The sequence below is a fragment of the Stenotrophomonas sp. YJH_SMC_110 genome, from assembly GCF_059369255.1.
The window spans coordinates 223,090-236,524 of record NZ_JCAFSM010000005.1; the positions used below are offsets into that span (position 1 = coordinate 223,090).

Below are 13,435 nucleotides of genomic sequence, written 5' to 3' on the forward strand. Positions count from 1 at the left end.
CGTACGGGATTCCGATGGTAACTGCTGTCCGGGTGGGGCTGAGCCATGCTCGACGGCTGTCTGTCGGGAAGAGCAGCCGAGCATGGGCTCGGCTCTACATCATCCGCAGTCGCAGCCACCCCACCCTTTTTCCTTCGAGGTCTGGCCGATGCCCGGATTGAACGTATTGCTCGGGTCCAGCTGCCGATAGAACCCGGCCAGGGCCGGCTTGGCCGGGTACAGGTGGCCGACATTGTGCTCGGCCGGATACTCGGCGCCGCGCTGGTCCAGCAGCGCCCACATCGCGTGCTCGATCGCCATCGGGTCTTCGCCCTTGCGTGCGATGTAGTCCTGGTGGAACACATGGCACAGGAAGTGCCCGTAATACAGCTTGTGCAGCAGGCGGCCATCGATATCGGCCGGCAACTGCTCGAACCAGTCGGCATCATCGCGGCGCAGGGCGATGTCCAGCGCCACGATATCCTGCACCTGGTCCCGATGCACTTCGCGGTAGCGCACCGCCGCGCCGGCCACCGCGAAGCGATGCAGGAACGCCTTGCGCCCCTCATCGGCCGTGCAGTGGAAGTAACCACCCTCATGATCGGCGAAGAAGCCGCGCAGCCAGGCCTCGGTTGCCGCCGCGTCCTGTGCGGAGACCTTCAGCAACAGGTGATGCTCGTAGCGCTGGCGGAATTCACCCATGCGCCGGGGCAGGTGCGAGGGCAGCAGGCCGGTCAGCACCTGCATCACCCGGTCGGTCACCCCGCGCAGGCCCAGCCGCTCGAACCATCCATCGACCCGGCTCTTCAATGCGAACGCGGCGGGCACACGGGAAGTGCCGAGGCGGTCGATCAACAGGAAGCTGTCCTTGCCGTAGCGCTCGCCGATGTGATAGGCATCGCGGTGGATGTACTCGCCGGCAATCGGCAGGCGCTCGAAGCCGGTCAGCAGCTGGCGCCGGATCGCAGTGAGGCTGTCGGTGCGGTTGCTGCCGATGTAGAAGACCTCGGCGGGCTCCTTTTCGAAGGTATCCAGGCGCACCGCGAACACCGCCAGCTTGCCGGCCGAACCGGCCGCTTCGAAGTGGCGGCTGGGGTCGGCGTTGAAGCGTGCCGGCGTATCGGCATCGACCCGGCGCACTTCCTCGGCGTAGCGTGGATCAGACGCGGCGCGGCCATCGCCGTCACCCACGTCCTCAGCGGCATAGTCACCGGCCTGCAGGCGCTGCAGGATCTGCTCGGGCGTATCACCCAGCGCGATGCCGAGGTGGTTGACCAGCTGCAACTGGCCCTGCGCATCGACCTGCGCATACAGCGCCAGCTCGGTATAGGCCGGGCCACGGCGCACCAGCGCGCCGCCGGAGTTGTTGCAGATGCCGCCCAGCACCGAGGCGCCGATGCAGGAGGAGCCGATCACCGAATGCGGTTCGCGGCCCAGCGGTGCCAGGGTCTGCTCCAGGCGGTCGAGCGTGGCGCCGGGCAGGCACAGCACCTGGCGGCCCTCGTTCAACAGCTGGATGCCGGTCAGGCGCAGCGTGCTGACCAGCACGATCGGGCGCCCATAGTCGTCCCCATCCGGGGTCGAGCCACCGGTCAGGCCGGTATTGGCCGCCTGCAGGATGATCGCCGCTCCGCCCTGCACCGCTGCCTGCAGCACATACCACAGTTCCAGCAAGGTCCCTGGGCGCACCACCGCCAGCACCGGGCCATCGCCGAAGCGGTAGCCACGACGGAAGCGGCGCGTGGTCTTGTCGCCGGTCAACACATGGCGGCTGCCGACCGCGTCGCGCAACTGCGCCAGCACGGCGTCATGGCCACTCATGGCAGGTTGACCAGCGAATCGCGGCTGATGTCGGCGATGCGGCGCGCGCCGGTCAGTGTCATCGCCACGCGCATCTCCTTGGCGATCAGGTCCAGCAGGTTGGCCACGCCGGCCTCGCCCTGCGCGGCCAGCGCATAGACGAAGGCGCGCCCCAGCAGCACGGTATCGGCCCCCAGCGCCAGCATGCGCACCACGTCCAGGCCGGTACGGATGCCCGAATCGGCGAGGATCTTCAGGTCGCCCTGCACCGCATCGGCGATGGCCGGCAATGCACGTGCGGTAGACAGCACGCCATCCAGCTGGCGACCACCGTGGTTGGAGACCACGATGCCATCGGCACCGAACCTGACCGCATCGCGCGCATCATCCGGGTCGAGGATGCCCTTGATCACCATCGGGCCCTTCCAGAACTCGCGGATCCACTCCAGGTCCTTCCACGAAATGGACGGATCGAAGTTGCTGCCCAGCCAGCCGATGTAATCCTCCAGCCCGGTCGGGTTGCCGCGGTAGGTGGAGATGTTGCCCAGGTCATGCGGACGGCCGAACAGGCCGACGTCCCACGCCCAGTGCGGATGGGTGACGGCCTGGCCGATGCGGCGCAGCGAGGCATTCGGGCCGCTCATGCCGGAGTGTGCATCACGGTAGCGCGCGCCCGGCACCGGCATGTCCACGGTGAACACCAGCGTGGTCACGCCGGCGGCCTGTGCCCGCTCCAGCGCATTGCGCATGAAGCCACGGTCGCGCAGCACGTACAGCTGGAACCACATCGGCCGCTGGATGGCCGGTGCCACTTCCTCGATCGGGCACACCGATACGGTGGACAGGGTGAACGGGATGCCCCGGCTGTCGGCCGCGCGCGCCGCCTGCACTTCACCGCGGCGGGCATACATGCCGGTCAGGCCGACCGGCGCCAGCGCCACCGGCATTGCCAGCGTTTCGCCGAACAGCTCGGTTTCCAGGCTCAGGTCGGACATGTTGCGCAGGATGCGCTGGCGCAGCGCGATGTCGGACAGGTCGGAAACGTTGCGCTTCAGCGTGTGCTCGGCATACGCGCCGCCATCGATGTAGTGGAACAGGAACGGCGGCAGCCGGCGTTGCGCTGCGGCACGGTAATCGGTGGAGGCGGAGATGATCATGGGGTCAACCGTGTGGGGAAGGCAGGCGCGAGGCCCGCGCACGCCGGGCTTCGTTGTCATCGAGCGTGCGCAGCGTGGTGTGCACGAACTCGAGGTGGGCATGCGCAGCGGCGCGCGCGCGTTCGGGGTCGCCGGCCAGCACCGCATCCATCATTTCGCGGTGCTGGTCGGACAGGGGCGAGAAGGTCCTCGCCGAGGTGTAGAGCTTCTCGCGGCTCTGCGAGATGTTGGTCTGCAGCAGTTCGAACAGGCCGCGCATCACCTGCAGCAGCACCAGGTTGTGGGAGGCCTCGGCGATGGACAGGTGGAAGGCCGCGTCAGCCTCTGCTTCACCGGTGGGGTCGTCCTTGCCGTGCGCGTCCATCATGGTCTGGAAGGCCTGCGCGATGCGCATACGGTCCTCATCGGTGGCTCGCAGCGCCGCATGCCAGGCAGTGGCACCTTCCAGCGCGTGGCGGATCTCCAGCACGTCAAAACGGTATTCCGGGTCGCCCTGGAACAGCGGCAGGTACGGCGCCAGCGGTTCATCCAGCGCCTGCCGCGCGCGCGCCGCCGGTTCGGCCACGTAGGTGCCGCCACCGATGCGTGCGGTCAGCAGGCCCTGGCTGGCCAGCCGCGCGATCGCCTCGCGCAGCGCGGTGCGCGAGACCCCCAGCTGCACCGCCAAGGTGCGCTCGGCGGGCAACCGGTCGCCTGGCCGCAGCCGCTGTTCCTGCACCAGGCCGCGCAGCTGCGCGGCCACCCTGTCCGAAATACGTTGCGTGCTCATGGCGCCATTGTGGCCCGAAGCGCACAGCGGGTGGTCGGCCAGCCATGCATGGCTCAGGGAATCATCCAGGTCAGCCAGTAGGCCTGGGCCAGGGTGATCAGGCCGACCATCGTGGTGAAAATCAGGCTGTGCTTGACGGTGAAGCGGAACAGGTCCGACTCCTTGCCGGCCAGGCCGACCGCCGCGCAGGCAATGGCAATCGACTGCGGCGAGATCATCTTGCCGGTAACGCCACCGGTGGTGTTGGCCGCCACCAGCAGCACGTCGGATACGCCGATCTGCTGCGCGGTGGTGGCCTGCAGCGCCGAGAACAGCGCATTGGACGAGGTATCCGAACCGGTCAGGAACACGCCCAGCCAGCCCAGGAACGGCGAGAAGAACGGGAACGCATCGCCGGTGTGCGCCAATGCCAGCGCCAGTGTTGCCGACAGGCCCGAGTAGTTGGCGATGAAGGCGAAGGCGAGCACCATGCCGATCGAGTAGATCGGCATGCGCAGCTCACGCACGGTTTCGCCGAAGGTCTGCAGCGCCGAGCGGGCCGGCATGCGCAGTGCGATGATCGCGATCACCGCCGCAAGGATGATCGCGGTGCCGGTGGCCGAGAACCAGTCGAATTTGTAGATCGCCTCATAGCTGAGCGGCGCGTCGACGATCGGCGGCATCTTCTGCACCCTCTGGTCCAGGCCCGGCACCGGGAGCTTGAGCACCCAGCCTTCCAACGGGCCGCCTGCCGCGAACAGCGACTTGAACGGCCTGATGCTCCACAGCGTGACCATCGCGGTGAGGATCAGGAACGGCGACCACGCCTTGGCGATCTGGCCGACGCTGTAGCGTGGTGCCTCCAGTGCCTGCGCGGCCGCCTCGGCGCTGGTTTCGGTATCGAAGCGGAAGATCCGTGCCGGCTTCCAGCGGCGCAGGAACAGGGTCAGGCACACCAGCGACGCCAGCGAGGCGGTGATGTCCGGCAGCTCCGGGCCGATGAAGTTCGAGGTGAGGTACTGCGCGATGGCGAACGAGCCACCGGCCACCAGCACCGCCGGCCAGGTTTCCCTGATGCCACGCCAGCCATCCATGATGGCCATGATCCAGAACAGCACGATCACAGTCAGGAACGGCAGCTGGCGGCCGGCCATCTGGCCGATCTCGAATGCATCCAGGCCGGTGACCTGCCCGGCCACGATGATCGGAATGCCCATCGCACCGAACGCCACCGGCGCAGTGTTGACGATCAGGCACAGGCCGGCGGCATACAGCGGCTTGAAGCCCAGCCCCACCAGCAGCGCCGCCGTGATCGCCACCGGCGCACCGAAGCCGGCCGCGCCTTCCAGGAAGGCACCAAACGCGAAACCGACCATCAGCATCTGCAGGCGCTGGTCTTCGGTCACCGACAGGATCGAGGCGCGGATGATGTCGAACTGACCGGTCTTGACCGAGACCTTGTAGAGGAACACCGCGCCGATGATGATCCAGGCGATCGGCCACAGGCCGTAGACGAAGCCGAAACCGGCCGCGCCCAGCGCCTGGCTCAACGGCATGCGGTAGAACAACAGGGCCACGCCAAGCGCGATGGCCACGGTGATCGTGCCGGCCAGCCAGCCCTTCATGCGCAGCACCGCAAGGGCAACGAAGAAGAACGCGATCGGCAGCAGCGCGATCAGGCTGGACAACCACAGGTTGCCGGCGGGGTCGTACAGGTGTTGCCAGGGCTGCATGAAGGCTCTCGACTGGGGCGGGATGTGCTCCACCGCAGGCGGTGGGTCGCCGTGGCTGTCGATTATTGGTCGTACCAATAATTATTTCGATCAGACCACTTGCAGCGGATTTAACCGCCGCTCCGACGAAGTGCCTATTAGACCATAGGGCTAGACTTCATATTGGTCCGACCATTACGGCTCTCATGGTAGTGGCGGCCGCTGGCCGGCAACTAGACCTTCCCTACGGAATCCTTTTCTCCAACCGCCGCATCACCGCCAGCACCAGCACGCACAGCACGCTCACCCCGATGGCGATCACGTACTTGCTGATCCCCACCGCAATCCCGATGGCCGCTGCCATGATCAGCGAGCTGGCCGTGGTCAGGCCGCTGACCTGGTCCTCGCGTGACCCACGCAGGATGGTGCCAGCGGCAACGAAGCCGACACAGGCCACCACCGCTTCGATCAGGCGCACCGGATCGACCTGCAGCAGGTCGCGGTAGCGCTCCTGCTGGAAATGCTCGGCCACCGAGTCGCCGAGGGCGACGATCAGCGCAGCGGCCCCCGCGATCAGCATGTGCGTACGCAGGCCAGCGGCGTGCTTGCCCATCTCGCGCTCGACGCCGAGCACGCCGCCGAACAGCATCGCTGCGGCAACGCGCAGCAGGATCGAGACATCCTGGGTGAGTTCCATGGTCAAGCTCCGGGGTTTTCCCGGAGCGTCGCGTGGCCCCCGTGGCACAGAGGTGAAGGCCACGCCACAGTCCGTTCACCCGGTAGCGCCGGGCGACACCCGGCGGCACCGCACCCTGCGTTCAACGCATCACTGCGCCAGGTAGCCACCATCGATGGCGTAGTACGCGCCGGTCGCAAACGAGGCGTCGTCGCTGGCCAACCAGGCCACCAATGCCGCCACTTCCTCGGCCGTGCCCAGCCGCTTCAGCGCGTGCCGTCCTTCCAGCGTGGCGCGCACCTTCGGGTCCATCTTCTCCAGCAGCGGTGTGCTGATGAAACCCGGACCCACCGCGTTGACACGGATGCCGTCGGCCGCATGTTCCCACGCGGCGGTCTGGGTCAGCCCGACCACGCCGTGCTTGGCCGCCGCATAAGCGGTGGAACCGGCATAGCCCACCTGGCCCAGGATCGAGGCCATGTTGATGATGCTGCCGCCGGTTCCAGCGGCCCGCATTGCCTGGATCTGCGCACGCTGGCACAGGAACACACTGGTGAGGTTGACGTCGATGACCCGCTGCCAGCCCTCGATCGGATAGTCGCCGCTGCTGGCCGCCGGCCCGCCGATACCGGCGTTGTTGACCGCCACATGCAGGCCGTCAAGTTCCTTGACCGTGCGCTGCACCGCCGCCTCCACTGCTGCATCGTCGGTGACGTCCAGCGCGATGCCGATGGCCTGTGCGCCGGTGCTGCGCAACTGCGCCACGGTGGCATCCACCGCATCCTGCTTGAGGTCCCAGACCGAAATACGGGCACCGGATGCGGCCAGCGTCTGTGCCACGGCCAGGCCGATGCCCGACACGCCGCCGGTCACGATCGCGGTCTTGCCGGTCAGCTGGTAATCAATCATCTGCATTCTCCATCGGTGGGGGTAGCGATGCGGCGCGCGGCCGCCAATCCATCACCTTACGCCGGCCGCTGTGACGAGCAGACCAACAGCCTGTCCGCGGATGATCGTTCCAGCAATGAAACCTCAACCGAAGTTCATGTAGGGAATCAAGTACGGATATAGCGGCAAAACGCTGGCGTATGTCCGGCACCCCGTTCAACTTGGCCGTAATGACCAATCGGTTTGACCGTATTCAAATCCCCTGCGAATGATTCGCAGCGACAATGGGAAACGTTTCCAGTTTCTTCGACACATTTTTTCCAACCTGGCGTTTTCCGGCCTTCCAGGCTGCCCGCTACGCGGGGCAGCACATGGGCCATGGTGCCAGCGCCTCCCCTCCTGTACGTGCCGAGCGATGTCCCGATACTTCACCTTTGCCGATTACCGCCGCTTCGGCCAACGCCACGGCTTCGATTACCGCGCTGATCCGGAACACCTGCGTGACGACCAGTGGGCCGGCCGCGGCGAAGTCAACGAACAGTTCATGCGCGGTGGCATGAGCCTGATCGCCTCCGACGTGCATAACCGGTTCCCCTATGTGGCGACCGCGCAACAGCGGCCCGGGCTCGCCATCCGCGTGATGCTGCAGGGTCAGGTCGACGTGCGTATCCCGCGACGCGGAAGTTTCACCCTGCGTGCCGGCACCGCGATGACCGCCCACCATCGCGACCAGATCGAGATGACCGGGGCGCACCCCGGCGAAACGCGCCTGCGCGGGGTCAGCGTGATCGTGCCGGGTGGCATCGACGCGGATGTTTTCCAGATGCCACAGCTGGAAAAAGCGCTTGGCACGCACCTGGAATGCCGCCACTGGGCCATTCCCCACGCCATGCTGCCGGTGCTGGGCCAGTTGTTCGACAGCCCGTGGCAGGACGGCATCGACGCGCTGTGGCGCGAAGGCGTGGCATTGCAGCTGCTGGCCCTCGGCCTGCAGGCCGAGGATCTGCAGACCGACCCGGTGCGCACGCTGCGTGCCGGCCAGCGCGAGCGCCTGGAACGGGTACGCAGTTACCTGCATGACGACCCCAGCCATGCACACAGCCTGGTCGAGCTGGCCCGGCTGGCCTGCATGAGCCCCAGCTCATTGCGCCGCCATTTTGCCCAGCAGTATGGAAGTTCGGTGTTCGACTACCTGCATGAACAGCGCATGCGCCATGCCGAACAGGGCCTGCGCGAAAACGGATGGACGGTTGAGCAGGCCGCCGCCGCCAGCGGCTACCGCCACCCCAGCAACTTCGCCGCCGCGTTCCGCAAGCGCTTCGGTCTGGTCCCCAGCCGCTGGCGTACGGGCCCCTCGAAGGTGGGGTGAGGATCCCCGCTCCGGTAGGTGTCGACCTTGGTCGACATGCTCCTGCACCGTCGCGGATACCGGCCAGCGGCCGGCACTACCAAAGCCGCCTGATTCGACATGCCATGACTCAGCCCCGGTAGGTGTCGACCTTGGTCGACACGCTCCTGCACCGTCGCCGATGCCGGCCAGCGGCCGGCACTACCGCCGCCGGGCATCGCGCACCCGGCGTACCTCATCAACCTCAATACACCGGCAGATCGATGTAACTGGCCTGCGCTGCGCTGTGCCAGACTCGCTGCGTGGCCTTCTGGTAATCGCCCGGCTTGGCCAGGTAGATGTTCGGCACGTAGGTCTGCGGATTGCGGTCATACAGGGGGAACAGGCTGGACTGCACCTGCACCATCACCCGATGGCCCTTCTGGAAGGTGTGGTTGGCGTTGGGCAGGTCGAAGCGGTACGGCAGCACCTGGTTGGCGGCCAGCGGCTTCGGATCGCTGAAGCTTTCGCGGTAACGGCCACGGAAGATCGCCAGCGACACCGGCAGCTCGTAGCCACCCATCTCCGGCGTCGACGCTTCCTGGTCCGGATACACGTCGATCAGCTTCACCACCCAGTCGCTGTCGGTGCCACTGGTCGAAGCCTGCAGGTGCACCACCGGCGCGCCGCCAATGCGCAGCGGCGCGGTCAGCGGTTCGGTGATGAAGGTCAGCACGTCCGGGCGGCCATCAACGAAGCGCTGGTCCTTGACCAGCCAGGTGGTCCACATGTCGCGGTCGCCGAAGCGGACCGGGCGCGGCACGAACGGTACCGGCTTGGCCGGGTCGGACACGTATTCCTCGAAGTCCCCCTCGCCCGCCGCCGGTGCCTGGAACGCCAGCTTGCCGCCGGCGCGCAGGTACAGCGGCTTGCTGCTGGCGGCACAGCCCTTGTCGCAGCTGCGCGGCCAACCCTTCAGGCGGTCCCAGTGGTTTTCGCCGGTGTTGTAGATCAGCACCGGCGGCGTATCGGCCTTCGGCGCGCCATCCACCAGGTACTGGTCGAAGAACGGCTTGAGCACATCGCGACGGAACTGCAGCGCGGTATCGCCATCGAACTTCAGCGCACCCAGCTCGCTGCCGCCGTAGTTCACCTGGCTGTGCCGCCACGGGCCCATCACCAGATAGTTGCGGTTGTTGCCGCTGTCGCGCCCTTCCATCGCCTGGTAGGCGTGGTTGGCACCCCACATGTCTTCCTGGTCCCACAGGCCCTGCAGCCACATGGTCGGCACCTTCAACGGTGTCTTGGCCATCACCGCGTCCAGCGCCTGACCCTGCCAGAAGCCATCATAGGCCGGGTGCTCGACCAGCTTCTTCCACCAGGTCAGCTGGTCCACGCCGGTGAAACGCGCGTAGTCACCGGCCGAACCGAGGCGCAGGAAGGTGCTGTAGTCGTCATAGCCGAGGCTGGGCAGCGGCGTGCCCTTGCCGCGCTTCTCGGTCTGCATTGCGAAATAGTTGAAGTTGACCTGGCGGAACGCACCGTAGTTGAGCCAGTCGTCACCCATCCAGCCATCGACCATCGGGCTCTGCGGCGCGGCCACCTTCAGTGCCGGGTGCGGGTCGGTCAGCGCCATCACCACGGTGAAACCCTCGTACGACGAGCCGAGCATGCCGACCTTGCCGTTACTCTCCGGCACGTTCTTCACCAGCCAGTCGATGGTGTCCCAGGCGTCGGTGGAGTGATCCACCCTGGTGTTGTTCAACGGCCCGCGCAGCGGCCGGGTCATCACGTAATCGCCTTCGGAGCCGTACTTGCCACGGATGTCCTGGAACACGCGGATGTAGCCGCCGTCGACGAACACCTCGTCGCCCTGTGGCAGCAGGTCGCGCATGCGCGGCGAGTCACTGCGGTTGGCACGGCCAGCAGCGTCGTAGGGGGTGCGGGTCAGCAGGATCGGGGCATTGCCGGCACCCTTGGGCACCACGATCACCGTATACAGCTTGGTGCCATCACGCATCGGCACCATCACCACGCGCTTGTCGTAGTCACGACCGACATCGGGGGCAACGAAGGGCTTGCCGCTGATGTCCGGGGTCATCGGCGGGGTATCGGCGGCCAGCACGGCGCTGGACAGGCAAAGGGCAATGGCTACAGCGACGGCACGCACACGCATGGACAACCCCTCCCGGCAGGAAAGCTCCAAGCCTACTCCTGCCCCGAGCCATGAAGTGTGTGCGGGCTTTGCATTCTGCGGTGGATGCAGGCAGGACTGATGGCACATGTGCGGCCAATGTGGGAGCAGTGCGTCCTGTAGAGCCGAGCCCACGCTCGGCTCAGACCGCCGCGACCTACCCGAAGAGCAGCCGAGCGTAGGCTCGGCTCTACAACATCAGGCCACCACCACCTCATGCAGTGCCAGCCAGCGCCAGCGACCCTCTTCCTGCCGCAGCACCGCCAGTGACTCCCGCCATGCAGGCGTGCCGCCATCGAGCGAATGCCCTTCGCGATAGCGCAGCACCGCCAGCGGTGAAGGCGCTTCCACCGCGTGCACGGCGTCGATGGAAATCCGCAGCCCGGGGCGCGCGCCGTGACCGCCCGCGAACAACGCCTGCACGGCTTGCCGATCCAATCGGCGACCCGCGATGCCGACCATGCTGAAGTCCGCGCTGAAGTGCGCCATCAGATCCTCCAGCGCATCGGCGCCGACATCGGCACGGAACCAGGCCTGCAGCTTGTCGTGCAGGTGGTGGATTTCATGTTCTGCGGTGGTATCCATCAGATGTTCTCCGGTTGCGAAAGGGTGAGCAACTGCGGCCGGCGCAGCAGCGCCATCGGCAGCAGGGTCAGTACCGCGGCCAGACCCAGCGCGATGCCGGTGGCGTGGGCCGGCAGCCATTGCATGGCCAATGCCAGCAGCAGCGCGATGGCCGCGGTGCCCAGGCAGAAGCTGAGCTGGCGGTTGAGGTTCCAGAGTGCGCTGGCATCGCCCAATGCTTCGCCCTCGACCCCATGGAAGGCCAGCGTCTGCGCGGTGCTGCTGCACAGGCTGCCGCCGGCGCCCATCAGCGCGAACAGCAGCCCGGCCAACGCGAAGGCCGGCTGCGGCAGCAGCGCCATCAACAGCAGGCCGCTGGCCTGCAGGAGCATGCCCGTACGCAGTACCGTGGCCGGGCCGAAGCGCGCCAGCAGGCGCTTGCTGGCCGTGATCGCAATGGCCGAGGCCAGCGCCCAGGGCAGCATCAACGCGCCGATGCGTGCCGCGCTGTAACCGGCCTGGTGCAGCTGCAGGGTACTGACCAGCTGGCTGCCGATGAACACACCGGGCACTGCCAGATAGACCAGCATCGCCAGGCGCAGGCCCCGATGGGACAGCAGCGACCAGCGCAGCAGGGGCTGCGCCTGCTGCCGTGCATGCCGCAGGTGGGCCGCCGCCAACAGCATTGCGATCAACAGCAGTACGGCACCGGCGGCCCGATGGCCGGGTTCACCCAGCCAGGTCAACGCCAGCAGCAGCGCGCCCAGCGCCAGCATCGCGGTGGACAGCGCATAGGCCTGCAGGCGCGGCGCACTGCGCGCGCCATCGGCCGGCATCCAGGCCAGCACCGGGCCGATCGCCACCACCGCCAACGGCAGGCTGGCCCAGAGCACGCCGCGCCAGGACAACCACTGCACCAGCAACCCGCCCAGCGCCGGCGCCAGTGCGGGCACCAGCAGCGCCACCAGCAGGATGCGGCGGGTCAGCGCGCCACGCTGGTCCGGCGTGCACTGTCGGTACGCTGCCGCCTGTGCCACCGGAATCAGCAGGCCACCGGCCAGCCCCTGCAGCAGGCGCCAGCCCAGCAGCCAGCCGATACCCGGTGCGGCGCCGGCCAGCACAGCGGCAACCGCGAACAACAGCAACGCCACCAGCAGCAGGCGACGCTCACCACAGCGCGCGGCCAACCAGGGCGCCAGCGGAATCACCACGCTCAGGCCCAGCATGTAGGCGGTGCCCACCCAGGCCAGGGTACCGACATCAGCGTGCAGTTCCGCTGCCAGTGCCGGATAGGCCACCGTGGCGATGAACATGTTGACCAGATCCAGGGCGAACACCAGCAGGAAGATCGCCTCATGGCGCAGGCGGGGGGACGGCATCGGCGGTGCTCCAGCAGAGAGACCGCCAGCATGCCGCCCGGGAGCTGTTGGAAAAGCACGACAACACCTGCAACACTGTCAAATCTGTTTTGACAATTAATCGCCATGGTCAGTCTCGATCGCTTCGATATCTTCCGTGCCGTGGTCGAGGCCGGCAGCCTGACCGCAGCGGCCGATCGGCTCGGCCTGAGCCGTGCGGTGGTCAGCTTCAACCTGAAACGGCTGGAGCAGGAGCTGGGCGTGACCCTGCTGCTGCGCAGTACCCGCCACCTGGCCCTGACCGACGCTGGCGAACAGTTCCTGCAGCACTGCGTACAGGCGCTGGATGCCGCGCAGGCGGCAATCGATGCCGCGCGGCGCGACCAGCACCAGCTGCAGGGTGTGCTGCGCCTGACCACCACCCCGGAGTACGCGCAGCTTCGCCTGATTCCCGCACTGGAAGCCTTCCGTGCGCGGCATCCGGCCCTGCAGCTGCACCTGTCCACGTCTCCCGCGCCGGCAGACCTTATTCCCGAGCGCTTCGACCTGGCGATCCGTCTTGGCCGTCTGCCCGATTCGGGCCTGCATGCCAGTGAACTGGAACGGCACCCGCTGTGCGCGGTGGCGGCTCCGTCCCTGCTGGCACGCCTGCCATCTGCCGATGCGGCCGATGACCCGGCACAGCTGGGCACCCTGCCCCGCCTGGGTTACCCGCGCCTGGCCGACGTGCCGGTGGTCGCGCCCGACGGCAGCGACGCCTTGTTTGCCACCAATCCGGGCAATGCAATGGTGCGCGTGGATGGTGCCAGCAGCCTGCGCGCCTTCGCCGTGGCCGGCGCCGGGGTCACCGTGCTGCCACGCTGGCTGATCGAGGACGACCTGGCCCAGGACCGCCTGCGCCCGGTGCTGCGCCAGCACCGCTTCCCGCAGCAGAGCGTGTACGCGGTCTACCCGCACAGCACGCAGCCCTCGCCGAAGGTGCGGCAGCTGATCGATTTCCTGCGCGGGTGGTTCGCCATATGAAAAGGGAAC

General features: G+C 67.1%; 11 protein-coding genes. 2 read left to right on the forward strand and 9 right to left on the reverse strand.

Going from position 1 to position 13,435, the window contains the following annotated elements; translation table 11 throughout:
• Positions 1 to 99: 99 nt before the first annotated feature.
• The 6 genes from dld to AC5P6H_RS11915 all read right to left on the reverse strand — a co-directional run bounded on the left by dld (position 100) and on the right by AC5P6H_RS11915 (position 6,981).
• A complete protein-coding gene (gene dld, locus AC5P6H_RS11890; RefSeq protein WP_495202665.1) occupies positions 100 to 1,800 on the reverse strand; it encodes a D-lactate dehydrogenase in 1,701 nt (566 codons plus the stop codon).
• Entirely contained in the window at positions 1,797 to 2,936 is a 1,140-nt protein-coding gene (gene lldD / locus AC5P6H_RS11895; protein WP_014647492.1) for an FMN-dependent L-lactate dehydrogenase LldD, read from the reverse strand. The genes dld and lldD overlap by 4 nt, the downstream gene beginning before the upstream one ends.
• Positions 2,937 to 2,940: 4 nt before the next feature.
• Entirely contained in the window at positions 2,941 to 3,705 is a 765-nt protein-coding gene (gene lldR / locus AC5P6H_RS11900) for a transcriptional regulator LldR (protein ID WP_495202666.1), read from the reverse strand.
• Between the two features lie 53 nt (positions 3,706 to 3,758).
• Positions 3,759 to 5,417 (reverse strand): L-lactate permease, encoded by a 1,659-nt coding sequence (gene lldP, locus AC5P6H_RS11905; protein WP_164077365.1) that lies wholly within the window; start codon positions 5,415 to 5,417, stop codon positions 3,759 to 3,761.
• 223 nt (positions 5,418 to 5,640) lie between these two features.
• On the reverse strand, positions 5,641 to 6,093 hold the full coding sequence (locus tag AC5P6H_RS11910; protein WP_495202667.1) for an MgtC/SapB family protein: 453 nt from the start codon (positions 6,091 to 6,093) through the stop codon (positions 5,641 to 5,643).
• A gap of 129 nt (positions 6,094 to 6,222) precedes the next feature.
• The gene (locus AC5P6H_RS11915) at positions 6,223 to 6,981 is read right to left on the reverse strand and encodes an SDR family NAD(P)-dependent oxidoreductase (RefSeq protein WP_014647496.1); all 759 of its coding nucleotides are present in this window, start codon (positions 6,979 to 6,981) and stop codon (positions 6,223 to 6,225) included.
• Positions 6,982 to 7,375: 394 nt separating this feature from the next.
• Between AC5P6H_RS11915 and AC5P6H_RS11920 the strand changes: the two genes are divergently transcribed.
• The gene (locus tag AC5P6H_RS11920; RefSeq protein ID WP_049407541.1) at positions 7,376 to 8,329 is read left to right on the forward strand and encodes a helix-turn-helix transcriptional regulator; all 954 of its coding nucleotides are present in this window, start codon (positions 7,376 to 7,378) and stop codon (positions 8,327 to 8,329) included.
• 223 nt (positions 8,330 to 8,552) lie between these two features.
• Here the strand turns inward: AC5P6H_RS11920 and AC5P6H_RS11925 are convergent, their stop codons facing one another.
• From AC5P6H_RS11925 to AC5P6H_RS11935, 3 genes are all read right to left on the reverse strand, one after another.
• Positions 8,553 to 10,463 (reverse strand): CocE/NonD family hydrolase, encoded by a 1,911-nt coding sequence (locus tag AC5P6H_RS11925; RefSeq protein ID WP_495202668.1) that lies wholly within the window; start codon positions 10,461 to 10,463, stop codon positions 8,553 to 8,555.
• Between the two features lie 216 nt (positions 10,464 to 10,679).
• The gene (locus tag AC5P6H_RS11930; RefSeq protein WP_049440941.1) at positions 10,680 to 11,066 is read right to left on the reverse strand and encodes a DUF4440 domain-containing protein; all 387 of its coding nucleotides are present in this window, start codon (positions 11,064 to 11,066) and stop codon (positions 10,680 to 10,682) included.
• Positions 11,066 to 12,424: an MFS transporter gene (locus AC5P6H_RS11935; protein WP_495202669.1), complete on the reverse strand. Its 1,359-nt coding sequence runs from the start codon at positions 12,422 to 12,424 to the stop codon at positions 11,066 to 11,068. Before AC5P6H_RS11935 ends, AC5P6H_RS11930 begins: the two co-directional genes overlap by 1 nt.
• Positions 12,425 to 12,529: 105 nt before the next feature.
• Between AC5P6H_RS11935 and AC5P6H_RS11940 the strand changes: the two genes are divergently transcribed.
• Positions 12,530 to 13,426: a LysR family transcriptional regulator gene (locus tag AC5P6H_RS11940; protein WP_495202670.1), complete on the forward strand. Its 897-nt coding sequence runs from the start codon at positions 12,530 to 12,532 to the stop codon at positions 13,424 to 13,426.
• Positions 13,427 to 13,435 lie beyond the last annotated feature (9 nt).

Coding starts and splice junctions, on each gene's coding strand:
- dld (WP_495202665.1), bottom strand. CDS start 1,800: ATGAGTGGCCATGACGCCGTGCTGGCGCAGTTGCGCGACGCGGTCGGC.
- lldD (WP_014647492.1), bottom strand. CDS start 2,936: ATGATCATCTCCGCCTCCACCGATTACCGTGCCGCAGCGCAACGCCGG.
- lldR (WP_495202666.1), bottom strand. CDS start 3,705: ATGAGCACGCAACGTATTTCGGACAGGGTGGCCGCGCAGCTGCGCGGC.
- lldP (WP_164077365.1), bottom strand. CDS start 5,417: ATGCAGCCCTGGCAACACCTGTACGACCCCGCCGGCAACCTGTGGTTG.
- AC5P6H_RS11910 (WP_495202667.1), bottom strand. CDS start 6,093: ATGGAACTCACCCAGGATGTCTCGATCCTGCTGCGCGTTGCCGCAGCG.
- AC5P6H_RS11915 (WP_014647496.1), bottom strand. CDS start 6,981: ATGATTGATTACCAGCTGACCGGCAAGACCGCGATCGTGACCGGCGGC.
- AC5P6H_RS11920 (WP_049407541.1), top strand. CDS start 7,376: ATGTCCCGATACTTCACCTTTGCCGATTACCGCCGCTTCGGCCAACGC.
- AC5P6H_RS11925 (WP_495202668.1), bottom strand. CDS start 10,463: ATGCGTGTGCGTGCCGTCGCTGTAGCCATTGCCCTTTGCCTGTCCAGC.
- AC5P6H_RS11930 (WP_049440941.1), bottom strand. CDS start 11,066: ATGGATACCACCGCAGAACATGAAATCCACCACCTGCACGACAAGCTG.
- AC5P6H_RS11935 (WP_495202669.1), bottom strand. CDS start 12,424: ATGCCGTCCCCCCGCCTGCGCCATGAGGCGATCTTCCTGCTGGTGTTC.
- AC5P6H_RS11940 (WP_495202670.1), top strand. CDS start 12,530: ATGGTCAGTCTCGATCGCTTCGATATCTTCCGTGCCGTGGTCGAGGCC.